Consider the following 26,112-nt stretch of genomic DNA (forward strand, 5'->3'; position numbering starts at 1 on the left):
TAAATGTTTCTTAATTTTTTTACAATATTTTCTGAACCAGCGATTTAATTTTTATGTTTCAAAAACTTATTGTGGCCTTAGCATGATGAGAATAAAATATTCTGCCAATTCAAAAACCATTATATTTGCGCAAATTGAACTATATATATGAAAGGACAGAATAAACTTTTTATAGCAATTATCATCGCACTTATCCTGGGAGTAGGAATTGGAGGAATTGTACATGTGCAATATCCGGAAAGTGCAGAACCTTTTTCAAAGAATATAAAACTATTGGGAACGGTTTTCATCAGGTTGGTACAGATGATTATTGCGCCTTTGGTATTTACTACACTGGTGGTAGGAATTGCTAAAATGAGTGACATCAAAATGATCGGAAGAGTAGGAACAAAAGCAATGCTTTGGTTTATTTCCGCTTCTTTGATTTCCCTTTTTATCGGGTTGATACTTGTTAACTGGCTGGAGCCGGGACATGTAACCAAATTACCCGTTCAGGACGTTGCTTCAGCGGAAGATCTTTTGAAAAGCAGTAAAAGTTTTTCATTAGAAGACTTTGTAAAGCATATGATTCCTAAAAGTTTATTTGAAGCCTTTGCAACCAACGAAGTATTGCAGATTGTAGTATTTGCGATTATGTTCGGAGTTGCTTTAGCTAATTTAGGAGAAGAATATTCTAAACCGGTAGTAAAACTTTTTGATATTATTGCTCATGGTATCCTTAAAATGGTAGGATATATCATGTGGTTTGCTCCTCTTGGAGTATTGGGAGCCATTGCGGCTGTGGTAGCCACCAATGGTTTTGAGATCTTTAAGGTATATGCCATCTATTTGAGAGACTTCTTCTTTGCATTGGGTGTACTTTGGCTGGTTCTTTTATTGGTAGGATATTTTATCTTAGGGAACAGACTGTTTGATTTATTAAAAAGAATTAAAGAGCCATTACTCATTGCATTCTCTACGACCAGTTCAGAAGCCGTATTTCCAAAATTGGTAGAAGAACTTGAAAAATTCGGATGTAACAGCAGAGTAGTCTCTTTCATTCTTCCTTTAGGATATTCCTTTAACCTGGATGGGAGTATGATGTATATGACATTTGCTTCTATCTTCATTGCACAGATTTATGGAGTAGAAATGACAATCGGTCAACAGATCACCATGCTTTTAGTATTGATGCTTACTTCCAAAGGGATTGCAGGAGTTCCGAGAGCATCTTTGGTGATCATTGTAGCAACCTGTTCAATGTTCGGAATTCCACCAGAAGGAATTGCATTAATCTTACCAATTGACCACTTCTGTGATATGGGAAGAAGTATGACTAACGTATTAGGAAATACCCTGGCAACTTCCGCAGTCTCGAAATGGGAAGGGCAGTTAACCGAACCTTTAGACAAAATTTAAATAATGAGTTTAAACAGCTTATCAACTTATAAAAGCCATATTGAGAAATATGGCTTTTCAGTTATTAATGAAGTGTTTTCTAAGGCAGAGGTTACTCAGATTATCCATGTTCTGGACAACATAGATACATCAAAAGAGAATTTCAGGAAATCAGAAGACCTGTTTGCTATCAGACAGTTTTTGAAGGAAGTCCCGGAAGTTAAAGACCTTATCTTTAATGAAAATGTCAAGAAAATCATCAATGAAATCTTTGGTGATCGGTATTTTGTAGTAAAAAGTATCTATTTTGATAAACCGGAAGCCTCCAATTGGTATGTTGCTTATCATCAGGATCTGACTATTTCGGTTGATAAAAAGCTGGAGTTATCTGGTTTTGGTCCCTGGACTACAAAACAGAATCAGTTTGCGGTACAGCCGCCATTGAATATTTTAGAGAATATTTATACCATAAGAATTCATCTGGATGATACGGATGAGAATAACGGAGCGTTGAAAATTGTTCCGGAATCTCATTCTAAAGGAATTTACAGGCCGGAAACAATCGACTGGAATGTGGAAACCGAAGAAATCTGTAAGGTAGAAAAAGGTGGAGTGATGCTCATGAAACCTCTTACACTTCATGGGTCTAACAGAACTACCAATGGAAAGAAAAGAAGAGTCATTCACATAGAATTTTCAGATATGGAGCTTCCTGAAGTGCTGCAATGGGCAGAAAGAATGAATTGATAAAAAATAAAGCCTTTCGAAATTTTCGAAGGGCTTTATTTTTGAGTTGAAATGCTGAAATGAACTATTTGGAATGAATCCTCATCTCCAATTATTCTTACTATTTTACAGAGACTTCATCAATAAAAATATACGTTTCACCACCGGTTTTCTGATGCCAGCCAGGAATTTTTCCAGGATAATAAGCTTTTACTTTAAGATATCTAGCTTCGGTAGGAAGAATTTCAGTGGCAAAATCCTTGATCTGCACCTTTTCGTCTTTAGGATCAATATCATTGTTGATAGTATCCAGAAGAATAAAATCTTTTGCATTCATAGAGGCATAATATTCCACTTTTTTAGGCATTAAGATGTGGGCTTTATGGTCCTGAAGATAAGTAGAGGAAATCTGGGTGATTTGCAGAGGAGATTGAAAATCGATTAGAGCTTCAAAATTCTGCCCCAAATAACCTTGCCAGTCTCCTTTTCTCCAATTTATATCACCTTTGATCCCATCAATTAATGCGATTTTTCCGGTAGCTGTATATTGAGGATCAGCTTTTGAGAGGGTAGTGACTGCCCAATAATTAGGCCTTCTGTTAAAATTAGCTGTTGTTACTGAGCTCTTTTCTCTTTTTCTTTCTATATAGGCCTGAATCTGCGTTGTTCTGCTGATAGTAAAAGGTTTTTTGTAGGCTGTGAACTTCTTTTTTTTGTTCATATCACTGGCATCCAAAGTCATATAATAGATTTTATCATCAGGATTCTGCGAAATAATCTCAACCTTGGTGGAAAAATCAAAGATTCTGTCCGCTTTAACGGCCGGAGCGGCAATGACCTGCTGAAAAGTAGTTGTAGGATCGTTGGTTTCCATCTTTGGATCCACATGCTGAGAATGATTTTGAGCATCTATAATCTGGGTCAATAATAAAGACAATGCAAACAGTCCTTTTTTCATATTCTGATATTAAAACGGATATAAATCAAGTACAGTACCAAATATGAGAAGAGGGCGGGAAATTGTGAACGTATGGGCTGGAAGATGGGAGAGGGATGCTGAAGGTGCTGTTAGGAGATGTATAACTTTCAGTTTATTGATTGTAATTAATTCATAAGTTTAGAAAGAGGTTTGGGCTGGAAGTGGGAAGCAGTAGGTGCTGCAAGGTTAGGAGTAACTTGTTGTCTATTGATTGTAGTGAATGGATAAGTTTAGAAAATCTTATTAAAATGCCATTTGTAGCCGGGCTTCAATAACTTCCCTATTCCCACTTCCAGCCTCCTTTCCCCTTAACATGTAATAAAACTCAATATCTGGTTGTCTTATATAAAACCATGATTATCAAACCATATGAAGAAGATACTAGTTTCAGCCATTATTTTATTACCAACCGCTTTTTTTTCTCAAATCATAACAGGAAAGATCACTCATTCTGGAAAAGCGGGTTCCTATGTGGAAATTATAGCTGTAAAGGATCAGAAAAAGCAGACTGCCATTTCTGATGAAAAAGGAAATTATTCATTGAAGCTTTCTGAAGAGGGGAATTATACTATAAAACTGATTCAGGACGGAATGGAAGTTTCCCATACAGATATTACGGTGAATGGGAATGTAAAGCAGGACTTTTTCATTGAAGAAAAAAAGGAAAAGCAGATTGAAGGGGTAACACTTACTGCTAAAAAAACTGATTGAAAGAAAAGCCGACAGATTGGTTTTTAATGTAGCCAATTCTGTTGCTTCCCAGGGAATGGATGGAGCAGATGCATTGGCTGCAACACCTTTAGTGAAAGTTGATGAGAATGCAGGCGTTTCTATTGCAGGGAAAAGCGGCGTTGCCATTATGATCAATGAACGAATTCTAAACTTATCTTCAGCCGAACTTGTAACCTATCTTAAAAGTCTCAGATCAGAAAATATAGAGAAAATTGAAGTGATCACTACGCCGCCTGCTAAATATGAAGCTCAGGGAAATAGTGGTCTCATCAATATCGTTCTGAAGAAAAATCAGAATCTGGGCTGGAATGGAAGCTTTACAACAGGTTTTCAGCAGCAGACCTACTCTGGATTTTCAAACAGTGCAACCCTCAATTATCAGAATGAAAAACTGCGTTCTTCACTGAAATTAAGACAAAGTAAATATCAAAAACATTCTTTTGAAAATTATAGAATAACAGGAACAGAAGGACTTAAAAGTCACGATGACAGAACGGATTTTGGAGATGGACTTGGTGCTAATCTTAGTATTGACTATCAGCTAAACGGGAAATCTAACATCGGGTTTATCTACGATTATGGAAGGGGGCATTCTAATATGGATATTGAGAATACTTCAGATTATTTTCAGAATGATAATTATACCAATACATTATCTACTTATGCAGAACACAGAGGGAGATCTACACAGCAGACAATAAGTGCTTACTATGATGTGAAGTTTGGAAAGCAGGATAATAAATTAAGTATTACCGGAAATTATTTTTCTAACCTTCCCAAAACTACCATAGATTTTACAACTAAAGAAAGTTCTGGAAATCAATTTGTTGTGAAATCACCATCGGTGGTAGATTATAAAATTTACTCGGGGCAGGCAGACCTTATTCTGCCTTATCAGTTTGCCAAGACAGAGGCAGGGATTAAGTTTACCAATTTTGATAATAATTCGAGCATCTTTTATCAAAATCTGGATAACGGAAATTATATAACAGATGTTTTGAAGAGTAATGAGTTTGAGTACAATGAGAAAAACTATGCTGCTTATTTCAGTCTTGAGAAATCTTTTAATGAAAAGTGGTCAGCAAAAGCCGGACTTCGATACGAATATTCTGTGGTCAACGGAAATTCGCTGACTTCCGGTCAGCAGTCGGAAAGTTCTTATGGCAAGTTTTTTCCTACTGCTTATGTGAGTTATAAGAGTGATGAAAATAATACGTTCAGTCTTAATTATTCTAAAAGGATCAACAGGCCGGGATTTCGTGCGATCAATCCATATCGCTGGTACATCAATGTAAACTCATATTTTACCGGAAATCCTTTTTTACAGCCTTCTATTAATCATAATTTTGAATTTTCCCATGTCTATAAAGGGAAATTATCAACCACCCTTTATTTTCAGAGAACGTTGGATGGGTTTGGTCAATTGGCCAGTTTATCGGGGGAGAGCAGAACAAGTACATTTTTCAATTTTTATAATCAGAATAGCTTAGGTGCTACCCTTAATTATTCAGATACATTTTTCAAACGTTGGGAAACCAATTATTCTGCTGATGTATCTTATACAGATATGACTGTTTTTACTACCGATGCTTCTTCTAAAAAGGGATATAGCTATGATTTTGATTTTCAGAATAATCTTTCACTGAATAATGGGAAAACCATTCAGTTAATTTTAAATTATTGGCTTCGTCTTCCTTCTAATTCGGGAAATCTGCGATGGGATTTTGTAGGGAATTTAACTACAGGGGTAAAAATGAATCTTATGGATAAAAAATTACAAATTAATGTAATCGTTTCAGATATTTTTAAGCAATCGAGAAGTAAAGGAGAGATTTTTTATACGACAGGATCTCATTATTTCAATAATTATTACGATGCCAGAAGGCTTACAGTATCGGCCACTTATACTTTCGGAAATAAGAAAGTAAAAGGAACGAACCGTAATGTAAACTTTGATGAAAAAAATAGAGCGAATTAAGGATGTATGGAAGCTGGAAGAGGGAAGCTGGAGGTACTTTTCCTCTTATAATAACTAATAGATCTTTTATTGAAAGGCTGATATGTCAGTTAAATAAAACTTCAACTTCTATAGCTTCCAGCCTCCTGCTTTCAGCTTCCTTACTACTAAACCTCGCCTTCAAACAAGTTATTAAGATATTCCAACTTATGACTTTCATGCCTTGCAGTTCCCAGGTATTTTTTCCATGCCTGGGACTCATGGTAAACAATGCCCATTTCCCAGACACAGTAAGTCGGGAGGTGGGTTTTATTTCTATCCCATATTTCAAATTTTCCACTTCCGTCATAGTATACGCTTTCCCATAATTCGTTTTCACTTCGCCATGTACATACCAAAAGAAGATAATTTTCTCCACATCGGTGCATGATCACAAATCCAAGATCTTCGATATTTTGAAAGTTTTCACCAGCATTTTCAATACATGTTCTGGCATTCTGAATATCCTGTAAAGAAACCTCAGCAGGATCTTTAGCCAGATCATACCATTTGAATCTTGTTTTTCCTATAGTGAATATTTCTTTAGGTAATGCATATTTAGATGGGTAAACAATAGTTTCCATAGATATTGTTTTGATGGCGGATGGTTCCTCATGATGAAAAAACAGGATAAACAAAATTTTTAACGATCTGATTTATCACCTGATATTATAGATTTTATTGATTCTAAATTACCGAAAAAAAACGTAAATTTGTAAACAATTTATATTTATATGTTGACGAAAGAAAAGGTTCAGGAATTCCTTAAAGAAATAGAAGTAGATGATTTGGTGAATAATCTTCAGATTATGGGTAATGATGTTTATATTGACATGACGGCTCATTCACCAGCAATGCATGAAAAGAAAAAGCTGGAAGCAGCTATGAAGCAGGCTTTTGCCAGTGAGTTTGGAGAAGACATTCATTTAAAACTTAAAATTGTTTCTCCGGAACCTAGTGAAATTCAGCAAAGTCAGATCAAAGGAAAACAAATCCCTGGGATTCAAAATATTATCGCTATTGCTTCCGGTAAAGGAGGAGTAGGAAAGTCTACAGTTTCTGCAAATATGGCAGTTACTTTAGCAAAAATGGGTTTTAAAGTAGGATTATTGGATGCTGATATCTACGGACCATCAGTTCCTACCATGTTCGATACAGAAGGGGCAAAACCAATCTCTGTAGAAGTGGATGGAAAAAACATGATGAAACCTATCGAAAATTATGGAGTGAAAATGCTTTCTATTGGATATTTCTCCGGAGCTAACCAGGCGGTAGTTTGGAGAGGGCCAATGGCTTCAAAAGCATTAAACCAAATGATCAGAGATGCTGCATGGGGTGAATTGGATTTCTTATTAATTGACCTTCCTCCGGGAACAGGTGATATTCACTTATCAATCATTCAGGAAGTGCCTGTAACAGGAGCTGTGATTGTAAGTACACCTCAGCATGTTGCTTTGGCAGACGTAAGAAAAGGGATTGCCATGTTCCAGATGGAAAGCATCAATATTCCGGTTCTTGGATTAATCGAAAATATGGCGTATTTTACACCAGAAGAACTTCCTGAAAATAAATATTATATCTTTGGAAACCAGGGAGCACAATATTTGGCAGAAGATCTTGGAATTCCGGTATTAGGAGAGATTCCATTGATCCAAAGCATCAGAGAAGCAGGAGATGTAGGAAGACCGGCTGCTCTTCAGGAAGACTCTAAAATTGCAGAGATTTATACTGAAACGGCAAGAAAAATGGTAGAAAGTTTGGTAGAAAGAAACAAAAATCTTCCACCAACTGAAGCTGTGAAGATCTCCACTATGGCAGGTTGCTCGCCAAAAGCAAAATAATAATAAATTTCAATTACATTTGAAAAAACCGAATTGAACTGAAAAAATATGGAAACAAACATAACGCACGAAGATACAGTAACAAGAGTAATGGAAGCTCTGGAAAGCATCAGACCGTTTTTAAATAAAGACGGTGGTGACATTGAGCTTATTGACGTGAAGGATAATCAGGTTTTTGTAAAACTTCTTGGTAACTGTTCCGGATGCTCGTTGAACTTTTCAACCTTAAAATTAGGGGTGGAAAACACAATCAAGCAACATGCACCGGAAATTGAGAAAGTAGTAAACGTAGAGTAAGACTATATCTGAGATATTAAAAAGACAGGCTTTTTTGTAAGGCCTGTCTTTTTGTTGTTAAAATATTTTATATTTATTCCAATAGAACTTTTACTCTACGCTCTTCAAAGATTTCAAGAATAATTTCAAAATCTCTTTTTAAAAGCTTTCTGCTTCTATCATGATTTTTCCAATTGACTTCAGCCATTGATTGAACTCCAAAGCCTCCGTAGAAAAAGTCTATTAATGCATTGAAATTTCTGCCAAAATATCCGCCGGGGCCATTGACAGCTTCTCCGATTGCACAATAGAATTCATTTATATTATCAAATAAATTTCCATCAAGTTCTATTTTTACATTGGGATGATCTATTTCTGGTGTTTGAATATGAAATGCAAAGCCAAGCCAGCCCTGCAATTCTTTTTATTAAATTTTTTCCATAAATTTTTTTCAACAATTTCATTATTGATATACATTTTCAACGCTTTCTGATAGCCAAAAGATTCATTCCATACTACACCATTTATTGTCAAATCATTTTCTTCACACCGTACAATCCTGAAATTATAAATGAATGTTCCATGCAAAATTTTTTGATTAGAATCTAATGAATAAATAAATCCATTATTCTCTTTATTTTTAATTGATTGTTTGATTTCTTGTTTTGCTTTAGTAGTATCACTAATATTAATCAATTTAATTTTGCGGTAAACGTATCTTGATTTTCTACTTTCTAGAGAATCTACCTCATCTATATAGAAAATAATTTCAGGATCATTATCTGTGTCCAATGCAAATCCAAACATTATGGTTACTAGTTTTAATAATAATTATTATTTTATTGTTTCACCACTTTATTTCCCACCCCTGTAAGAGAAGCATTAGGTTTTCCTGATTTTGTTCCTGAAGTTCTATAGTAAACAGTATTATTACCACCTTCTATGGCAACATTATCCACTTTATCAATATATACTTTGTTACCTGTTCCCGAAACTGAAATTTTTCTTGCATTTCCTTTGACTGTTACGGTATTATCACCTCCGGCAACTTCTACATTTCCACCGTTAAGAGTATAATTAAGTTTATGTCCAACGCCGTCTACCTGTATTGTTTTGCCATCAGACTGCTCAACTCCTTTTGTGGATTCTGTTTTTTTGGATTGAGAAAATACTGTTCCTGTTCCTAGTAACAGAATCGCTAAAATACCTGCTGTTTTAATACTTTTCATATTGAATTTGGTTTTTGTTGTGGGTAAATATATGTACAAAATAATTTTCTCATAGTTAATCAAAAGTTAAATGATTGCTTTTTGTTGTTAAAGGGACTTGGGAAAATATCCTTTAAGGTTTTAAATCTTTACGTCAATATTAGTAGTTTCCACCTTTTAAAATTATCATGAAAAAAGCCCCTAAAAATAGAGGCTTCAATCAAATCGTAGAATGGTATATTATTTTACAATAATTCTTTTAAGGTGTCCTTCTGAAGTTTTTACAAGATAAACTCCTGTAGAAAGACTTGTAGTAGTGATGGTAAGGGCATTTTTTTCTTTTCCAATCAGTTTTCCGGACATATCATATAATTCATAGTCCTGTTTTCTGTTGAAGTATAAAATATTTCCTTTATTCACAGGGTTCGGGAATACATTGAAGGTTGCTTTTTCGGAATTTACTTCACCAGTGGCTAAAGTAGGAGTTAGAGCCACTTCATACATGGATAGTGTTCCGCTGATCTCATTGGCAATAATGACATATCCTTTATTAGTGGTGGTATTTTCAGGAGCAATATAAATAATTCCTTCAGGACCATTATCTCCGCCGTAAGCTGAGGTAGAGCGAGAATGTTTATAATCTGTAAACGTAGGATTATTGGGATTCGTGATATTATAAACCATTACACCACCAGTTCTTTCCAGGGTAATGAAGGCATAGGTTTGCCCATTGATGGTTCCAAGAGCTACACCTTCAGGTTCCGGGCCTTTTGCGCGGCTTCTGCTTTTAATAGTATTGGATTCATTATCTGCATTGAAGATCAATGGCTGTTTGTCTGCAATATATCTTTCAAACTGATCTCCACTGTCATATACCTGTTGCTTCGTATCCGCATTGAAAATGGAGAATGAACGGGCTCCTAAAGCTGCAATCTCTTCAAAATCTGAATCTCCATCCGTATTCCCAGTAGCCGATGATACTCTGAACCTTCCCAGGTTGTGAGACGCTTTTAAGATATTCGCATTTGGGAAAATTGTAGGATCTAGCATGTAACTATTAGCTCCTACAGTAGTTCTTTCGCTGTAACCTGAAAGGTCTTTTTCATCTCCTTCATTGGCTGTTACAATATAGTTGGTGTTTCCTATCTTATAATTTTGTACGGCATCAGGAAGATAATAGGCTTTTACAGGCCAGTTGGCGATAAGAACCTCACCATTATTGTCTGAAGCATCAAAACCATTTCCTGGAAGGCTCATATCTTTTTTCCAAGCCCCCAGATGCCTGTAATATTTTTAGTAACAAGATCCACCTCAGCAATCGCATTGTTTTCCTGAAGGGTAACCCAAGCTTTTTGACTGTCTGCACTTACTGTAACATATTCCGGTTCCAGATCCTGGGAAAGGGTATTGTTGGTTCTTACTTTTCTTAGGCCTGTAGCGGTTAAAGCAGCCACCTGTGAATCAAAATTATTAAAATTTAAAGTTGTTACATTGCTTTGCGTGAGGTTACCAATTCCGCCTGAAATATCAATGATGCTGATGGTTCCTTCAGGATCTACAGTATAAGCATCATTAGGCTCTCCTTCATTAGCCGTAATTACTTTTGTCCCATCCGGAGTAAAGGTGATCATGTCAGGCAAAGCTCCTACAGTTACCTGTTTCAGGAAATTTCCATTAATATCAAAGAAAACTACAGAACCGTTTTGTTGTGGATTGGTATTAGGAGATGCTGCTGCAATAATTCCATTTTTAACAGCTATACTGGTGATTCCGCCATAAGGAGTCATATTGACTGTATTAACAACCGAAGGTATGCTAGGTTTACTGAAATCAATAATATCAAAAACATCTGTAAGAGAGCTGATGGTGAATAATCTCTGTGTGGCTGGATCATGAACCACAATCTCTGTTGAACTGTTATTGTTTCCGGAAGGATCGAAACTTCCGATATAGTTCAATTGAATTTCATGAGAAGGAGAGGGTGCAGGTTTATCATTATCTACAATATAAATCGTTGCAGAATTGTCTCCTGAAATGGTTGCTCCTGTTGGATTTTCAAGGCTTACTACAAAATATTCAGCCTTTTGTTCTTCTAATGTATCATCAATAATAGGAATATTGACAGTATAACTCGTTGTGGAAGGTGTTATATTGATGGTTTGATTGGCTAAAGTAAAATCATTACTATCTGCTGTGCTGAAAGGAGCAGGTTTTACAACAAGGTTTACTGTTGCTGTGGAAGGATTGGCTACGTTGATTTTGAAAGCCAGTGTTCCTACATTTTCATCCACCTTGATGAAATTTTTCTCAAGATAAATAGAGGTTCCGGCAGTGGTAAATGTAGAAGAAGTGATTGCCGTTACAGCATTATCACTGAAATCCTCAACTGTATTGGGTTTAAGAGCCAGATAATACGTTTGTCCCGGCACCAAGCCGGAAGTTGGAATGATGGTGATGATGTTGTTGCTAAAAGCCGTCGTAAAGGGAACTTGAGCACCTGTAGCATTTCCAAGGCGGAATTCTACAAGATTTTGTGCATTAGAATCGTTGATCGCAGAATTATCAGTAAGCCTTACATTTTCATTAAAGGAAATTGTAGGGTTAACTGTTGTTGAAGCATTATTGGTATTGTTGACAGGAAGGTAAGCGGTGACAGGTGGAGTAGTATCAATCCCTCCTGCCGGGGCTGCATCCACTGTAAAGTTATCGAAACGGTTATTACCACTGGTTCCGCCTCCTGTGGCAGAGAATTCAACCTTTAATTTAAAGTTAGGATTGTTTGAAACCCCTGCGACTGCAGAAAAATCAAAACTAATTAATTGCGGATTGGCGTCCTGAGGAGAAACGGTCTGATAAGGAATAAAAGTAGCTCCGTCTGTTGTATAATACCAGGTTTGGGTTCCGGCTCCCTGTGCCGATCTTCTTGTTGTAAACTTTACAACAACATTATTGTATCCTGTTGTTGGCAGGTTAAACTGTAAGCCTCCGCCAATAGGATTGTTGAATCTTAAATGGGTTCCGGACGCATCTCCGTTTCTTGCATTTAGATTATCAATATTAAAATTTTGCCCGGTACCTCCTGCAAAATCTATCACACTTGTTCCTCCTGCTATGGATGCAAGAGAACCATTAACCAATGTGGATGAAGGTGCAGTGATAGAAGCTTGGGAAGTATTATTATTAAAATTCCAATAATGGATAAGTGTTTGTCCGAAAAGCCCAGTCTGAAAAAAGAATGCAGCAATGACAGACCCTTTTAAAAAATAGTTGTTGATCATTTTTGACTTCAATTAGATAAAAACAAAAATGACCTTTATGTTTGATAACTATTTTAATGGAATTTTAAGAAATGTTTAAAAAATAGGTTTTTTTCTGATAAAAGATAAAATGATGATAGACTTATGTTTTAAATTCGGCTATTTTGCAGGTTTACCGGAAAAATTTAGCATTGTTCCTGATTTAGCGCCTTCCAGAGGATGTTTCTGCATGTAGAAAAAACCTGAAACTGCAGTCAGAACCAAGAGTACAAATATAACCAGGACAATTCTTTTTAACATGTCTCTCATATCGCTAAATTTTTAATGTCTCGAATTTCTAAAGTTGAAGAAGGGTAGCCTTTTTTTACGGTATTGATCATAGCTTTTCCAACTTCATGTAAAGTTAATGATTTTGAAGGTAAAAAAATAGGAAAAAACCAAATAAAAGGTTTGAAGAACCATTTCACATTGATCTGGCCGTCAACAGGTTTCATAAATCCGGGTCTGAAATTGTAAACGCCTTTAAAATTCATCTTCTTTAAAGTATTTTCTGTTCTGCCTTTTACTCTCGCCCACATCAGTTTTCCGCTTTCCGTACTATCTGTACTCGCTCCAGATACATAACTGAAAATTATTTCCGGATTTTGATGTAAAACAGCTTCTGCAAAATGGATGGTGGTATCATAAGTTATTTTGGTGTAATCTTCCTCATTCATTCCCACACTGCTGATTCCTGCACAAAAGAAGCAGGCATCATAACCTTTGAGATTTTCATCATGGAGATCAATGGTTAAAAAGTCAGGGACGAGATATTCTTTCAGCTTTGGATGTGTTTTTCCTGATGGTTTTCTGCTGATACTCAGGATTTCAGAAACGTTTGGGTTTTCAAGACATTCCATTAAAACACCTTCACCTACCATACCTGTAGCTCCGGTAAGAATTATTTTGATTGGGTTCATTGTTTTGCTATTGATAGTTGCATGACGGATGAGGATGGAGGATTACTTTATTTTTAAGATAAAAGATAAAAGATAAAAGATAAAAGATAAAAGATAAAAGATAAAAGATAAAAGATAAAAGATAAAAGATAAAAGATAAAAGATCTTGTCGTTAAACAACTATTATCTATTCGAATATCAACATCAATAGGGGAGGGCTTCAGACCGCTTTAATTGTAAAATCCATTCAATATGGCTTTAGCCAAAACCTAAAGAATAAGGTGGTTTTGAATGAAATATTTCTGATTGTTGTGATGATGAGATTGCTTCGCTTCGCTCGCAATGACAGCTTGAAAAAAGAAAACCGGACAAAAACTGCCCGGCTTTACATGTAATTATGCTTTTAAAACTATTTCTTATGTTGTAACTGGCTGTAAATATTCTGAATCAAACCGTCTGCTACGGAAATTTTCGGAACAAAAATTTTATTGATATCTGACCAGGCCATGACGTTGTTGAAAATACTTAAGGCATGAACCAATACATCAGCTCTGTCTTCCCTAAGGCTGTATTTTGTCATTCTTTCCTCTACTGAAAGCTCATTAAACTCTTTGTGGACCTTTTTCAGGTGAGATAAAGACATGGGTTTCCCATCTTTGGTTTTGCTCATAGAAAATACTTTATTGATATTTCCTCCTGATCCGATGGCCACAATTGGTTTTTTGCTGACAATATTTTTTTTGATCTCTCCTTTCATTTCATTCCAGTTATCTAGCGTAACAAGATTGTTGAGAAGCCGGATAGTCCCTATATTGAAAGATCTTTCATACACCATTTTGCCATTTTCATAGAAGGTAAGTTCTGTGGAGCCACCGCCTACATCAATATATAAATAGGCAAACTCTTTGTCAAGGCCTTCAGCGACATGGTTTTCATAGATTAAAGTGGCTTCTTCATCTCCGGAAATAATCTCAATATTAATTCCTGAGGTTTCTTTTACCTGTCTTATAATTTCATTTCCATTGGCAGCATCACGCATGGCACTGGTTGCACAGGCTCTGTAATGGTCTACGTTATAAATTTTCATCAGATCACTGAAAATCTTCATGGAATCGATGACCATTTCTTCTCTTTCGGGACCTATTTTTCCTATGGTAAATACATCCATCCCCAATCTCAGAGGGATTCTCAGAAGGTTGAGTTTGATGAATTCTGGTTTTTTGTTGTTTATCTTTACTTCATTGATGAGAAGTCTGGCGGCATTACTTCCTATGTCTATTGCTGCGATCTTCATTTTTTGCTTGTTTTAGCTTTTAAATAATTATAGGTTTCTATTTGCGATCGACATTCTTTTTTATCATTTCTAATGTATTCGTTGCTTAATTTTTTATCTAAAATTCTTGCTTTTACATTATCTCTAAGCTGAATATCAAGAATGTCTTTTAATTCTTTTTTAAGGTTCTTATCTGTTATTTTGGCGGCAGCTTCAATTCTGTAATCAAGGTTTCTGGTCATCCAGTCGGCGGAGGAAATATATATATCTTCTGCTCCTTTATTGTAAAAATACATGACTCTGGCATGTTCCAGATATTCGTCTACAATACTGATGGCTTTAATTTTCTCTTTAAATTCCTTTTGGTTAACGGCACAATAGATTCCTCTTACGATGAGTCTGATGGTTACCCCTACGGTAGCTGCATCATATAATTTTTCAATTAAAGATCTGTCACTCAGTGAATTTACTTTAACGATGATTTCTGCTTTTCTTCCTGCTTTTGCCTCCTCAATTTCCTTTTCAATATGGTGAACAATCTTTTCACGCATAAATTGGGGGCAAACTAGTAAATTTTTACAAGTTTTCAAAACGGGAAGGTAATCATCTTTTGGCTTTTTAAGCACATTGAAGACTTTATTGATGTCTGCCATAATGCCTCGGTCAGAAGTAAGAAGCAAATGATCACCATAAATTCTTGCTGTTTTCTCGTTGAAATTCCCAGTACTTACAAATCCATATTGAATAGTTTTATTATGGGCTCTCTTTTTGATAACGCAAAGCTTGGCATGCACCTTTTTGTTTGGAAGACCTATCAGAACAGTGATTCCTTCCGGTTCGAGCATATTTTTCCACTCTAGATTGGATTCCTCATCAAATCTGGCCTGCAGTTCAAGCATTACTGTTACTTCTTTACCATTTCTGGCTGCATAAATCAATGCATTACTGATTTTTGAGTTACTTGCCAGCCTGTAAGCTGTAATCTGTATGGATTTTACATCCGGATCCATGGCTGCCTCACGCAGAAGATCAATCACCGGATTATATTTATGGTATGGGAAAGTAAGCAGTACATCTTCTTTCATGATAACGTCTGTTACTCTTTCTCCATGTTCAAAAGCCTGATGAGTAAATGATGTTCGCTCTATAGGTCTTTCATATTTTTCAAAAACATCAGGAAAATCCATGAAATGTTTGAAATTATGGATTTTTCCTCCGGGAATAATACTGTCTTTCTTCGTCAGGTTCAGTTTTCTGATAAGGAGTTCAAGCAAAGCCTTATCCATATCTTTATCGAAAACGAAACGGGTAGGCTTTCCTTTTCTTCTGTTTTTAAGCCCTTTTTCTATTTTTTCTGCAAAGTTGGTACGGATGTCATTATCCAGATCCAGTTCTGCATCTTTGGTTACTTTAAAAGCATTCGCTGCAAATTCATCATATCCGAAATAAGAGAAAATGTGCGGTAGGTTGAAGGTAATGACATCTTCAAGAAGCATTACATTTTTTTCTTCAGGATCTTCAGTGGGAAGCAATAAAAACCGGCCTACAAATCGGGATGGAATTTCAATAATGGCATAGTTGCTGGAATATTGCCAGTCTTTTTTCCTCATGGCCACTCCAAGATAGAGACTTTTATCTCTTAGATAAGGCATTGGGGTATTTTCATGAAGAAGAATAGGGATGACATTAGATTCTACCACCTCGTCAAAGTAGTTTCTCACAAAATCCTTTTGGGCTGCTGTCAGGTTTTTGGAATTTTTGATGAAAACTTTATGGTCTGCCATTTCTGTCTGGATTTTTTTCCAGGTTTTATCGAAATTCAACTGCTGCCTCATCACTATTTCATTGATTCGCTGAAGAATTTTGGAAGGGGGCTGATAAAAGGATTCGGCAATTACCTTTTCCTTAAAATCCATGGCACGCTTTAATCCGGCAACACGTACCCGGAAGAATTCATCCAGATTGTTGGAGAAAATCCCAAGGAAACGTATTCTTAAATGTAAAGGAACTTTTTCATCCATGGCTTCCTGTAAAACCCTTTCATTAAAGGCCAACCATGTAATATCTCGTGGATTAAAGTGTAATGACATTCTAAATGTGTATATTTTATCAAAAATAATAATTCGTACAGATTCTATCTCTATTTCTTAGGTTAAACTTTGATTAATTTTAATACATCAGAAATGTAGAGACATTATAAGCTTTATGAAAAGAGAGTGACATTTTTTAATAATATTATTTATAGAATAATATATTTTTCTATTATGTGTGATTTATTTGGATATTTTATTATATTTGAATTTAAACACTAAAACAACACAAATGATATACTACCAAATTTCTTCTATGTGATTTGTATTTATTTTCATAGACTGATTCTAGCCTATGAAATAGAGTACAAATTATCCACAAAACATGTACGGTCTATTAAAATAAAGTTTCCTTTTGGGAGACTTGCTGCCTATTTTTAAAACACACAAATGAAAAATAAAATCAACAACAATGAAATTCCCTCGAATGAGGAGTATTCAAAATTTAAAAAAGCAACTTTTATCCACGAGAGTAATGCTCAAGCGATTTTGGAAAATCAGATAGCTGGAATTAATCGGGTGGTGAAACTTGAAGTTCATGCCAATGGTAAACCTATAATTCACTTTAAGCATTTCAAATTAATACAAAGTGCGGTAAAGCATCATGAGTTTGAAATTATCCTTGCTCATGACAGTCTTGAAAACAGACAGACTCAGAATTTAGAAGATGCTCACAAGCTATTGGGAAAAAGATTAACAGCTACTTTCTCTTATAAAGATGTAGAAGATAGCCCCAACAGGTCTTTTGTGGGAGTGATTACTCAGGTAGGTTTCAGCCGGGAAAAGACAAGTCTCGGAGATATTGTTCTTAAAGGGCAAAGTCCTACGGTTTTGCTTGATGGTGCTCCTCATACCCAGAGTTTTGGAGGAAATCAGCCTGTAAATATGGGGATTATTGCCAATGAAGTTATTAAACAAGGATTAGACAGCTCGGACTTTGATTTTAATATTGATACTAATGACAACTCCCAGATTCTGTACAGCAGCCAATATGAAGAAACGCATTACAATTATCTGGCAAGAATGGCTGAAGCATATGGAGAACAGTTCTTTTACGATGGCTATGTTCTGCACTTTGGAAAGCTTCCGAAATCTGGCAGTCAACACATTCAGCTTATTGAAGGCAGTAATGTAAATGATGTAAGAATAGAACTGAGGGTAGTCCCTATCAAACCACAATTTTATGGCTATAACAGCAATGAAAATGAAAAGTTAACCTCTGGAGACACCTCTATAAAACATCTTGGAGATTTAGCCCAGACAGCGTATAAAAATAATAACAGAATTTATAAAACTCCTTCTTTAAGAGTTGCTCCCATAAGAGCAGTTACTCATCTTGATGTAGAATATTCCCAGAAAAGTGCTTCAGGAAGCAAGGCTGTAGAAGTAATGAATGTTTCAGGCTCCACTTCTATTCCTTTTCTTCATCCGGGATGTGTGGCAGATATAAAAATACGAGAGCAGGACTCCAACAAAACAAATCACCTCACAACACTTATGATTACAGAAACCATTCATGAGGTAAATGCCAGAGGATATTATACCGGAAGTTTTGAAGCCATTTCTGAAGGAACAGGATATATGCCCCAGCCAGAATTTTATACTCCAAGGCCAGAACCTCAGATTGCAACAGTGGTTTCCAATACCGATCCTGCAGGACAGGGAAGAGTCTGTGTGAGATTCGACTGGCAGCTGAATGAGACCACTGATTTTATCCGTATGATGAGCCCGGATGCTGGGGGAACCAATCAGATTACCCAAAACCGCGGATATGTAGCAATCCCAGAAGTAGGAGATCAGGTAATGGTGAACTTCCAGCATGGTCATCCTGACAGACCTTTTGTCATGGGAGGGATGTTTCATGGCGGAACTGGACTTGGAGGTGGGGTGAATAACCATATGAGATCCATACAGACCAAATCGGGAATAAAAATCCTGATGAACGATGATGAAAAGAGTGTGAATATCATAGATCCAAGCGGTAATAATTACCTGATGGACGGACAGGGGAATATTATCATTACAGCACCCAATGATATAACGTTTAATGCAGGTGGAAATTTGGCAATTAATGTCGGACAAAATATGAATACTACCGTTCAAATGAGCTCAAATGAATCTATAGGAATTAATAAATCTTCCAATGTAGGAATGATGAATATGCTCACTGTAGGAAAAGACTTTGTCACGAATGTCATCGGAAAACTTACCCATTATGTAAAAGGAGATATGGAAACCTATGGTGAAAAAGAACATAAAACCATTTCCTTAAAAGGAATGGAGGTAAGCAGTGGAAATAAAATAGAACATCATGCTGAAAAAGAAATAACCAACAACAGTAATGAAAAATCTAAAAATCACTAATCAATTTAGTAAGGAAGAATTTTTAATACCGCTATCATGAGTATAGAATATATAGTAGAAGGGAAGATAAAAACTCAGGTAAAAGGAGATTATCTGGTATTTTCTAAGGAAAATATCACCCACAACGCTGCAGTATCTCTGGAACAATCCGGGAAAGAATCCGGAGTTAGTTATAATAAAGCAAAGACGATACATCCTAATGATACGCCCGTTAATGTATTGGAAGTAAGCCTCAATCTTTTTTTTGACGGTACTCAAAACAATAAAACTAATACTGATCTTGGGAAAGATTATGAGGAATCTAATCACGATGATGACAGCTATACCAATGATTATTCTAATGTAGCCAGAGGTTTTGATGCTGTAGATCCCACCGCTGAAAATCAAATTCGTGTTTATATAGAAGGTATTGGAACCAAAGATGGGGAGAGTGAAATGCATTTTTTTGGGAATGTTCCTAATACTGGTATCCTATTTGGGACAGATGGACGTGGAGTGAGGGCAAAAGTGACCAAAGGCTGTGTGGAAGCAGGAAAAAAGCTGGCAAAATATAGTGGAAAAGACATTCATCTGAAAGTAAATGTATTTGGTTTTAGCCGTGGTGCGACTGCTGCAAGGCATTTTCTGCATATTGCGACTAACCGTGCCAGAATACTTAAAGGATCTAGTAAAGATGGAATGGCCATTCCGCCTCATGAAGCAGAAGGTAAAAGAATAGAAGTAAAATTAGATGATAGTCTAGTACTTAATCATGGGTATTTTGGTGCTTGTTTAAGATATTGGGATGTGGAACCTAAAAAAATAACATTCAACTTTGCCGGGTTATATGATACAGTGGCCTCTTATGGATTGGATCATCGTCCAAAGTCGATAGCAGGAGTTCCTATTATTCATGGGGATACCAAACAGCTTGGGTTGGATGCTGTTAAAAAAGCCTATTTTACTTTACAGATTGCAGCAGATAACGAGTATCGTGATAATTTCGATTTAACAGACATTGACAGTACAGGAGTAAAAGGATTACAATTTATCTTACCTGGTGTACATTCTGATATCGGAGGCTGTTACGTCAACCAGAATGAAGAAAAAGTAGATCTGTATACCGAAAGAGAAAATGAAGGAAGAAAATGTGAGCAATTCAGGAAAATACTGATAGAGGAAGGCTGGTATACTCCGGAAGAAATTGTAGTAAAGAAAATAATCTCAGTCCACAAATATGGGGTCAATACCAAATACATATTGGTAGGAACAAGAAGACCTTTTAATACGTATGATAGGGTTTCGCTTAATACCATGTTTTATTACTCAGGTCAGGATCAGTTTGGAGTAAAATATGATGCTAATTTGAAGGAAAGACATAAATTAACAGATCCTTTTCTTATCGAGATATATGGTCAATTGAGAAATTATATGAATGCCTGTAACACATTACGAAATACTTATGTAGAAGAGTTTAACAAAAGTAATTCATCGGGAGATTATCTTTCAAAAATAAAAACGCTGCATTATGAAGATTTTGTAGATTTGGATCAACTTAAAACATTGAGAAATAAATACCTCCACTGGTCTGCCAGTGCCACTAAAATAGGATATGGCCCAAGAGTAGGAAAGGTTGTCAGTGGAAAAGAACGAATCAGAAATATACAATATGGATAAAGGTACTTATACAATAAGATATATCATACAATATTTTGTATGTTTCATACTATGTATTCAATTAATACAATGTCAGAAGATGGATGATAAAAGATTGGCTTTTCATGTTGAAATAAGTTCTCCTGGAGCAAAATATAGAATAGAGCCTGTATTTGATAAAATAAAAACATTGGAAGGAAACCGTGCAGGATTGCCTTATGGTGGCAGCTCCGGAAACTGGGGCGATTCAGGATCATCATGGACGGAACAGTATGGAACTCCAATTGGAGCAGATATTACCTATTATTCACGATATGAAGGAACAGAAATTTTTTATCGATTAAATGTGGACTTTCCCGTGGATACCATAAAGGATTATATGGAACGGGCCTATTCCAGAGTTGAAGATAAGGAAGGAGAAACTAAGGAATATAAAAGGCTAGGTAGAGGTTTTGAATCTGGAGGAGGAAAAGCTTATGACAGTTTTTCTACATTGGTTTTTGGCTTTGCTCCCAAGGGTATGGTCGTAGTATGGCTGAACTTTGGAAATACCCGTATTGAATTGGGACGTTACCAGGCTCAACCGGTTACAGACCCTGTAGAAATTGCCAAGGCTAAGGAAAAATACCTGGCGATGTATCGTATAAGCCCCGAACGTTACAAAGAAGAAATAAAACTTGCTTTTATTCCTGATGCGAGTCCTAAAGAATGGGATGATTACAGGCAGCGCTACCATTGGCGTCCGGTAGTAACTTCTACCAATCCTAAATTCAGATTGTTTGAAGTACTCAATTATACTTATAACGGAGAAAAAGAAGGAGCATTAAGGCCGTGGGTTTTAAATATGCCTTATAAGGAAAGGGCGATTCCTCAGGAAATGGTATTTACATGGGAAACCGGAAAAGAAAAGCAGGAACAACGAAATGCCCGTGCTTTTTTCAATTGGGAAAAGACCAACGAAGCCTTTAAACAGGCAGGAAATAAGATTGATATGCAGGTGAAAATTGCAGCAGACAATAGTTCCATAGAAATTTTACTGAATGGTAAGCCTTTAGAAACGGACAGTATTCGTATTTACCAGTGGTCGGGAAATTATAAAGAAAGTTATAAATAATCTGGATATTGGCAGTTGTATGAAAATGAATATTAAAAATGTTTTACAGGGTATTTTGTGCTTTATATTATGTATTCATTTAACACAATGCCAGAAGATGGATGATAAAAAAATGGCTTTTCATGTAGAAATAAGTTCTCCAGCAACGAAATATAGAATAGAGCCTGTATTTGATAAAATAAAAACTTTAGAAGGGACTCGCGCAGGATTGCCTTATGGTGGTAGTTCTGGGAGTTGGGGTGATTCAGGATCAACATGGACAGAACAATATGGAACTCCAATTGGTGCAGATATTACTTACTATTCAAGATATGAAGGAACAGAAACTTTTTATCGATTAAATGTGGACTTTCCAATAGATACTATAAAGGATTATATGGAACGTGCCTATTCCAGAGTAGAAGATAAGAAAGGAGAAACTATGAAATATAAAAGGTTAGGCAGAGGATTTGAATCAGGAGGAGGAAAAGCTTATGACAGTTTTTCTACTTTGGTTTTTGGTTTTGCCCCCAAAGGCATGGTTGTGATATGGCTTAACTTTGGAAATACCCGTATTGAATTGGGACGTTACCAGGCTCAGCCTGTTACAAATCCAACAGAAATTGCCAAAGCAAAAGAAAAATACCTGACGATGTATCGCATAAGTCCGGAACGTTATGAAGAAGCAATTAAAGAGTTATATATTCCTGATGCCAACTCTAAAGAATGGGATGATTACAGACAACGCTACCATTGGCGTCCTGTGGTATCTTCTACAAATCCTAAATTCAGATTGTTTGAAGTTCTCAATTATACTTATAATGGCGAAAAAGAGGGTGCATTGAGACCGTGGGTTTTAAATATGCCTTACAAAGAAAGAGCGATTCCTCAGGAAATGGTATTTTTCTGGGAAACCGGGAAAGAAAAGCAGGAACAGCTGAATGCCCGTGCATTTTTCAATTGGGAAAAAACCAATGATGCTTTTAAACAGGCCGGAAATAAAATTGATATGCAGGTGAAAATTGCTGCGGATAATAGTTCAATTGAAATTTTACTGAACGGTAAACCTTTAGAAACAGACAGCATCCGTATTTACCAATGGTCAGGTGATTATAAGGAAAGTTATAAGTAAATCTTTCAAACAGCTTTTCTCTATAAAGTATCTGCCAGTACAGATCCTTTTCTATCCCTTTTTCGGAACATAAAAGAAAAAATTTCCACTTTCAATAAAATAAAACCCTGATTATTTCAGGGTTTTTGTCTTGATTGTGTCATTTTGTCACAAAACTTTGAATGGTACAAATGTTGTGAAATAGTGATTGTAAATTAAATATAAAAATTAGAAAAAAATAAAAATATTATGAGTAAAATAATTGGAATTGACTTAGGAACAACCAACTCTTGTGTTGCTGTAATGGAGGGTAAAGACCCTGTTGTTATTCCTAACGCAGAAGGGAAAAGAACTACTCCATCTATCGTAGCATTTACAGAAGACGGAGAAAGAAAAGTAGGTGATCCTGCAAAAAGACAGGCTGTAACAAACCCAACTAAAACTGTTTACTCTATCAAAAGATTTATCGGAACACACTTCAAAGAAGATGCTAAGGAAATCTCAAGAGTACCTTATAAAGTTGTTGCTGGGCCAAACGATACAGTAAAAGTAAAAATTGACGATAGAGAATATACTCCACAGGAAATTTCAGCAATGACACTTCAGAAAATGAAGAAAACTGCTGAAGATTATCTTGGACAAGAAGTAACAAGAGCGGTAATTACTGTTCCTGCATACTTCAACGATGCTCAAAGACAAGCTACTAAAGAAGCTGGAGAAATTGCAGGTCTTAAAGTAGAAAGAATTATCAACGAGCCTACAGCTGCAGCGTTAGCTTACGGTCTTGATAAAAACCATAAAGATCAGAAAATCGCAGTATATGACCTTGGAGGTGGTACTTTCGATATCTCTATCCTTGATTTAGGTGATGGTGTATTCGAAGTATTGTCTACAAACGGTGATACTCACTTAGGAGGTGATGACTTTGATGATGTAATTATCAACTGGATGGCAGATGAGTTCAAAGCTGAAGAAGGGGTAGATTTAAAATCAGATGCTATTGCACTTCAAAGATTAAAAGAAGCTGCTGAAAAAGCAAAAATCGAGTTATCTTCTTCTCCACAGACTGAGATCAACTTACCATATATCACGGCTACAGCTACAGGTCCTAAACACTTAGTGAAGACTTTAACTAAAGCTAAATTTGAGCAATTATCTGCTGATCTAGTAAGAAGATCTATGGAGCCGGTTGCTAAAGCATTAAAAGATGCTGGTTTATCAACTTCTGATATCGACGAAGTAATCTTGGTAGGAGGTTCTACAAGAATCCCAATCATCCAGGAAGAAGTAGAAAAATTCTTCGGTAAAAAGCCATCTAAAGGAGTTAACCCGGATGAGGTTGTAGCGATTGGTGCTGCTATCCAAGGAGGTGTATTAACAGGAGACGTAAAAGACGTATTACTTCTTGACGTTACCCCGCTTTCTTTAGGTATTGAAACTATGGGTTCTGTATTCACTAAATTAATTGAAGCGAACACTACGATCCCAACTAAAAAATCTGAAGTATTCTCTACAGCTTCTGACAACCAGCCAGCGGTAAGCATCAGAGTAGGACAGGGAGAAAGATCTATGTTCAACGATAACAAAGAAATCGGTAGATTCGACCTTACAGATATTCCACCAGCACCAAGAGGAGTTCCTCAAATTGAAGTAACTTTCGATATTGATGCTAACGGTATCCTAAGTGTATCTGCTAAAGATAAAGGAACTGGTAAAGAGCAGTCTATCAAAATCCAGGCTTCTTCAGGTCTTTCTGACGAAGAAATCGAAAGAATGAAAAAAGAAGCTCAGGAAAACTCTGCAGCGGATGCTAAGAGAAAAGAAGAAGTTGAAATCTTCAATAAAGCTGACGGATTGATCTTCCAAACTGAAAAGCAATTGAAAGAATTCGGTGAAAAACTTTCTGCTGACAAAAAAGCAGCAATCGAAGCAGCTCACGGAGAATTGAAAACTGCTTTCGAAGCTAAAAATGCTGATGATGTAAAAGCTAAAACTGAAGCGTTAGATGCAGCATGGATGGCCGCTTCTGAAGAATTATATGCAGCGGGTCAACAGCCAGGTGCTGATGCAGGTGCTCAAAACGCTGGCGGAAATAACGCCGGAGCTGAAGATGTACAGGATGCAGACTTCGAAGAAGTAAAATAATTATTGATTAATAATAATTAATAAATATATAAACCCGCTTTAGATCACTATCTAAGGTGGGTTTTCTTTTTACCTTTTGATATTTTCTGATTTTATTTTTCTATTGGTATTTGTAAACAGATAAGTTTGCAAATGACTAAGATTTGTTGACTAATTAAAATTGATAATAAATAGTATATTTGATCAGTATTTTAATAAGAAAATATACATATGAAAATAAAATTTATCTTTTTTTCTTTATTGCTATTCAATTTTGCAAATTCTCAACTTATTTCTGGGAAAATTATTTCTAACGAAAAAAATCAGGTGATTCCCTACGCAAGAATCGGAGTCGAAAATGAAAATATCGGAGCACTTACAGATGAAAATGGAAATTACAGTATTGATTTATCCAATATAGATCAATCTAAAAAAATAATTGTTCAATTAGGAGGGTATAATTCTTTTGAGCAAAATATCAAAGATTTTATCCATTCAAATAATCATACTATTATTCTTAAAGAAAAAGTTAATGAAATTGCTGAATTAAAAATAGTTCCAAAAGCTTTTGAAAATAAGAATATCGGAGTCAAATCAAAAGCAAAGAAAATGCTGTATGGGTTTAGCTCAAATGGTTCCAGTCAAACGGCTTATAGGGAATTTGCAATCCCATTTTCAAACAAAAAAAAGGCTGAAAATAGAGAAAATACATCTTAACATTGCAAAGTTTAAAACAGATAAGCCTATCGTTCTCAATTTCAATATTTATTCTAATAAAAATAAACAACCGGGAGAGTCTATTCTTTTGGAAAATCTTACCACAGAACTCACTGCAGATAAAATCATAGACGGGACATTTACTTTTGATTTAAATGATTATTCTGTTTGGATTGATAAAGAAGATTTTTACGTATCTGTACAGGTTATGAGCGGATTTAAAGGTGATTTTGGTTTTAGTGCTGCATTGTTAAGAACTGTTTTTGAAAGAACTTTTTACAGCAATTGGGAGAAAATAATTGCAGGAAGTCCGGCAATTAATATTGATGTAAGAATTGAAAAAGAAAAACGATCTGCAACATAGTGTATTATAAA

General features: G+C 35.9%; 23 protein-coding genes and 1 pseudogene. 13 read left to right on the top strand and 11 right to left on the bottom strand.

The window, feature by feature from the left end; genetic code table 11:
• The first annotated feature begins 147 nt into the window (after positions 1–147).
• Both H5J24_RS03675 and H5J24_RS03680 read left to right on the top strand, forming a co-directional pair.
• On the top strand, positions 148–1,398 hold the full coding sequence (locus tag H5J24_RS03675) for a dicarboxylate/amino acid:cation symporter (RefSeq protein ID WP_068944345.1): 1,251 nt from the start codon (positions 148–150) through the stop codon (positions 1,396–1,398).
• A 3-nt stretch (positions 1,399–1,401) separates the two neighbouring features.
• Positions 1,402–2,124: a phytanoyl-CoA dioxygenase family protein gene (locus H5J24_RS03680; protein WP_068944344.1), complete on the top strand. Its 723-nt coding sequence runs from the start codon at positions 1,402–1,404 to the stop codon at positions 2,122–2,124.
• Between the two features lie 100 nt (positions 2,125–2,224).
• On the opposite strand, the gene H5J24_RS03685 is transcribed toward H5J24_RS03680, so the two are convergent.
• Entirely contained in the window at positions 2,225–3,061 is an 837-nt protein-coding gene (locus H5J24_RS03685; protein ID WP_068944343.1) for a chitobiase/beta-hexosaminidase C-terminal domain-containing protein, read from the bottom strand.
• Between the two features lie 390 nt (positions 3,062–3,451).
• Between H5J24_RS03685 and H5J24_RS03690 the strand changes: the two genes are divergently transcribed.
• Entirely contained in the window at positions 3,452–3,793 is a 342-nt protein-coding gene (locus H5J24_RS03690) for a carboxypeptidase-like regulatory domain-containing protein (RefSeq protein ID WP_232816038.1), read from the top strand.
• Between the two features lie 16 nt (positions 3,794–3,809).
• Positions 3,810–5,792, top strand: a complete 1,983-nt coding sequence (locus H5J24_RS03695; RefSeq protein ID WP_232816039.1) for a TonB-dependent receptor domain-containing protein — start codon at positions 3,810–3,812, stop codon at positions 5,790–5,792.
• A 146-nt stretch (positions 5,793–5,938) separates the two neighbouring features.
• Here H5J24_RS03695 and H5J24_RS03700 read toward each other — a convergent pair whose 3' ends face one another.
• On the bottom strand, positions 5,939–6,394 hold the full coding sequence (locus H5J24_RS03700; RefSeq protein WP_068944341.1) for a hypothetical protein: 456 nt from the start codon (positions 6,392–6,394) through the stop codon (positions 5,939–5,941).
• A gap of 150 nt (positions 6,395–6,544) precedes the next feature.
• Between H5J24_RS03700 and H5J24_RS03705 the strand changes: the two genes are divergently transcribed.
• Together H5J24_RS03705 and H5J24_RS03710 are read left to right on the top strand one after the other, a co-directional pair.
• Positions 6,545–7,651: an Mrp/NBP35 family ATP-binding protein gene (locus tag H5J24_RS03705; protein ID WP_068944340.1), complete on the top strand. Its 1,107-nt coding sequence runs from the start codon at positions 6,545–6,547 to the stop codon at positions 7,649–7,651.
• A gap of 48 nt (positions 7,652–7,699) precedes the next feature.
• Positions 7,700–7,948, top strand: a complete 249-nt coding sequence (locus tag H5J24_RS03710) for a NifU family protein (protein WP_045500144.1) — start codon at positions 7,700–7,702, stop codon at positions 7,946–7,948.
• A gap of 73 nt (positions 7,949–8,021) precedes the next feature.
• Here the strand turns inward: H5J24_RS03710 and H5J24_RS03715 are convergent, their stop codons facing one another.
• From H5J24_RS03715 to ppk1, 9 genes and pseudogenes are all read right to left on the bottom strand, one after another.
• On the bottom strand, positions 8,022–8,345 hold the full coding sequence (locus H5J24_RS03715) for a barstar family protein (RefSeq protein ID WP_232816040.1): 324 nt from the start codon (positions 8,343–8,345) through the stop codon (positions 8,022–8,024).
• Positions 8,297–8,734 carry a hypothetical protein gene (locus tag H5J24_RS03720; RefSeq protein ID WP_232816041.1) on the bottom strand — a complete coding sequence of 146 codons (438 nt, stop codon included), beginning with the start codon at positions 8,732–8,734 and terminating at the stop codon, positions 8,297–8,299. The genes H5J24_RS03715 and H5J24_RS03720 overlap by 49 nt, the downstream gene beginning before the upstream one ends.
• 32 nt (positions 8,735–8,766) lie before the next feature.
• Entirely contained in the window at positions 8,767–9,156 is a 390-nt protein-coding gene (locus H5J24_RS03725; RefSeq protein WP_082811265.1) for a DUF3060 domain-containing protein, read from the bottom strand.
• Positions 9,157–9,375: 219 nt separating this feature from the next.
• The gene (locus H5J24_RS26345) at positions 9,376–9,819 is read right to left on the bottom strand and encodes a T9SS type A sorting domain-containing protein (protein ID WP_488153956.1); all 444 of its coding nucleotides are present in this window, start codon (positions 9,817–9,819) and stop codon (positions 9,376–9,378) included.
• Positions 9,820–9,855: 36 nt separating this feature from the next.
• Positions 9,856–12,413: pseudogene (locus tag H5J24_RS03735) on the bottom strand (choice-of-anchor I family protein); the annotation flags it as partial.
• 138 nt (positions 12,414–12,551) lie between these two features.
• The gene (locus H5J24_RS03740) at positions 12,552–12,701 is read right to left on the bottom strand and encodes a hypothetical protein (protein WP_167387028.1); all 150 of its coding nucleotides are present in this window, start codon (positions 12,699–12,701) and stop codon (positions 12,552–12,554) included.
• Positions 12,698–13,351, bottom strand: a complete 654-nt coding sequence (locus H5J24_RS03745; protein ID WP_068944337.1) for an NAD-dependent epimerase/dehydratase family protein — start codon at positions 13,349–13,351, stop codon at positions 12,698–12,700. Before H5J24_RS03745 ends, H5J24_RS03740 begins: the two co-directional genes overlap by 4 nt.
• Positions 13,352–13,739: 388 nt before the next feature.
• Positions 13,740–14,624 carry a Ppx/GppA phosphatase family protein gene (locus H5J24_RS03750; RefSeq protein ID WP_068944336.1) on the bottom strand — a complete coding sequence of 295 codons (885 nt, stop codon included), beginning with the start codon at positions 14,622–14,624 and terminating at the stop codon, positions 13,740–13,742.
• A complete protein-coding gene (gene ppk1 / locus H5J24_RS03755) occupies positions 14,621–16,693 on the bottom strand; it encodes a polyphosphate kinase 1 (RefSeq protein ID WP_068944335.1) in 2,073 nt (690 codons plus the stop codon). The genes H5J24_RS03750 and ppk1 overlap by 4 nt, the downstream gene beginning before the upstream one ends.
• 390 nt (positions 16,694–17,083) lie before the next feature.
• On the opposite strand from ppk1, the gene H5J24_RS03760 reads away from it, so the two are divergent.
• The 7 genes from H5J24_RS03760 to H5J24_RS03790 all read left to right on the top strand — a co-directional run bounded on the left by H5J24_RS03760 (position 17,084) and on the right by H5J24_RS03790 (position 26,101).
• Positions 17,084–19,057, top strand: a complete 1,974-nt coding sequence (locus tag H5J24_RS03760; RefSeq protein ID WP_228407664.1) for a type VI secretion system Vgr family protein — start codon at positions 17,084–17,086, stop codon at positions 19,055–19,057.
• 36 nt (positions 19,058–19,093) lie between these two features.
• Positions 19,094–20,713: a phospholipase effector Tle1 domain-containing protein gene (locus tag H5J24_RS03765; RefSeq protein WP_068944334.1), complete on the top strand. Its 1,620-nt coding sequence runs from the start codon at positions 19,094–19,096 to the stop codon at positions 20,711–20,713.
• A gap of 79 nt (positions 20,714–20,792) precedes the next feature.
• Positions 20,793–21,806 carry a DUF2931 family protein gene (locus H5J24_RS03770; protein ID WP_228407663.1) on the top strand — a complete coding sequence of 338 codons (1,014 nt, stop codon included), beginning with the start codon at positions 20,793–20,795 and terminating at the stop codon, positions 21,804–21,806.
• A gap of 97 nt (positions 21,807–21,903) precedes the next feature.
• Positions 21,904–22,917: a DUF2931 family protein gene (locus tag H5J24_RS03775; RefSeq protein ID WP_228407662.1), complete on the top strand. Its 1,014-nt coding sequence runs from the start codon at positions 21,904–21,906 to the stop codon at positions 22,915–22,917.
• 228 nt (positions 22,918–23,145) lie between these two features.
• A complete protein-coding gene (gene dnaK, locus H5J24_RS03780; protein WP_068944332.1) occupies positions 23,146–25,041 on the top strand; it encodes a molecular chaperone DnaK in 1,896 nt (631 codons plus the stop codon).
• A gap of 210 nt (positions 25,042–25,251) precedes the next feature.
• Positions 25,252–25,737, top strand: a complete 486-nt coding sequence (locus H5J24_RS03785; RefSeq protein WP_232816044.1) for a carboxypeptidase-like regulatory domain-containing protein — start codon at positions 25,252–25,254, stop codon at positions 25,735–25,737.
• An 88-nt stretch (positions 25,738–25,825) separates the two neighbouring features.
• Positions 25,826–26,101 carry a hypothetical protein gene (locus H5J24_RS03790; protein ID WP_232816045.1) on the top strand — a complete coding sequence of 92 codons (276 nt, stop codon included), beginning with the start codon at positions 25,826–25,828 and terminating at the stop codon, positions 26,099–26,101.
• Positions 26,102–26,112 lie beyond the last annotated feature (11 nt).

Origin of the sequence: Chryseobacterium capnotolerans (assembly GCF_021278965.1) — a bacterium.
In the GTDB taxonomy this organism is placed as follows: domain Bacteria; phylum Bacteroidota; class Bacteroidia; order Flavobacteriales; family Weeksellaceae; genus Chryseobacterium; species Chryseobacterium capnotolerans.

Excerpts from the sequence above, each read along its gene's own strand:
- ppk1 (WP_068944335.1), bottom strand. The coding sequence starts at position 16,693 with ATGTCATTACACTTTAATCCACGAGATATTACATGGTTGGCCTTTAAT.
- H5J24_RS03740 (WP_167387028.1), bottom strand. The coding sequence starts at position 12,701 with ATGAGAGACATGTTAAAAAGAATTGTCCTGGTTATATTTGTACTCTTG.
- H5J24_RS03680 (WP_068944344.1), top strand. The coding sequence starts at position 1,402 with ATGAGTTTAAACAGCTTATCAACTTATAAAAGCCATATTGAGAAATAT.
- H5J24_RS03700 (WP_068944341.1), bottom strand. The coding sequence starts at position 6,394 with ATGGAAACTATTGTTTACCCATCTAAATATGCATTACCTAAAGAAATA.
- H5J24_RS03770 (WP_228407663.1), top strand. The coding sequence starts at position 20,793 with ATGGATGATAAAAGATTGGCTTTTCATGTTGAAATAAGTTCTCCTGGA.
- H5J24_RS03750 (WP_068944336.1), bottom strand. The coding sequence starts at position 14,624 with ATGAAGATCGCAGCAATAGACATAGGAAGTAATGCCGCCAGACTTCTC.
- H5J24_RS03745 (WP_068944337.1), bottom strand. The coding sequence starts at position 13,351 with ATGAACCCAATCAAAATAATTCTTACCGGAGCTACAGGTATGGTAGGT.
- H5J24_RS03705 (WP_068944340.1), top strand. The coding sequence starts at position 6,545 with ATGTTGACGAAAGAAAAGGTTCAGGAATTCCTTAAAGAAATAGAAGTA.
- H5J24_RS03685 (WP_068944343.1), bottom strand. The coding sequence starts at position 3,061 with ATGAAAAAAGGACTGTTTGCATTGTCTTTATTATTGACCCAGATTATA.
- H5J24_RS03765 (WP_068944334.1), top strand. The coding sequence starts at position 19,094 with ATGAGTATAGAATATATAGTAGAAGGGAAGATAAAAACTCAGGTAAAA.
- H5J24_RS03760 (WP_228407664.1), top strand. The coding sequence starts at position 17,084 with ATGAAAAATAAAATCAACAACAATGAAATTCCCTCGAATGAGGAGTAT.
- H5J24_RS26345 (WP_488153956.1), bottom strand. The coding sequence starts at position 9,819 with ATGGTTTATAATATCACGAATCCCAATAATCCTACGTTTACAGATTAT.
- H5J24_RS03690 (WP_232816038.1), top strand. The coding sequence starts at position 3,452 with ATGAAGAAGATACTAGTTTCAGCCATTATTTTATTACCAACCGCTTTT.
- H5J24_RS03675 (WP_068944345.1), top strand. The coding sequence starts at position 148 with ATGAAAGGACAGAATAAACTTTTTATAGCAATTATCATCGCACTTATC.
- H5J24_RS03785 (WP_232816044.1), top strand. The coding sequence starts at position 25,252 with ATGAAAATAAAATTTATCTTTTTTTCTTTATTGCTATTCAATTTTGCA.
- H5J24_RS03725 (WP_082811265.1), bottom strand. The coding sequence starts at position 9,156 with ATGAAAAGTATTAAAACAGCAGGTATTTTAGCGATTCTGTTACTAGGA.
- H5J24_RS03720 (WP_232816041.1), bottom strand. The coding sequence starts at position 8,734 with ATGTTTGGATTTGCATTGGACACAGATAATGATCCTGAAATTATTTTC.
- H5J24_RS03775 (WP_228407662.1), top strand. The coding sequence starts at position 21,904 with ATGGATGATAAAAAAATGGCTTTTCATGTAGAAATAAGTTCTCCAGCA.
- H5J24_RS03710 (WP_045500144.1), top strand. The coding sequence starts at position 7,700 with ATGGAAACAAACATAACGCACGAAGATACAGTAACAAGAGTAATGGAA.
- dnaK (WP_068944332.1), top strand. The coding sequence starts at position 23,146 with ATGAGTAAAATAATTGGAATTGACTTAGGAACAACCAACTCTTGTGTT.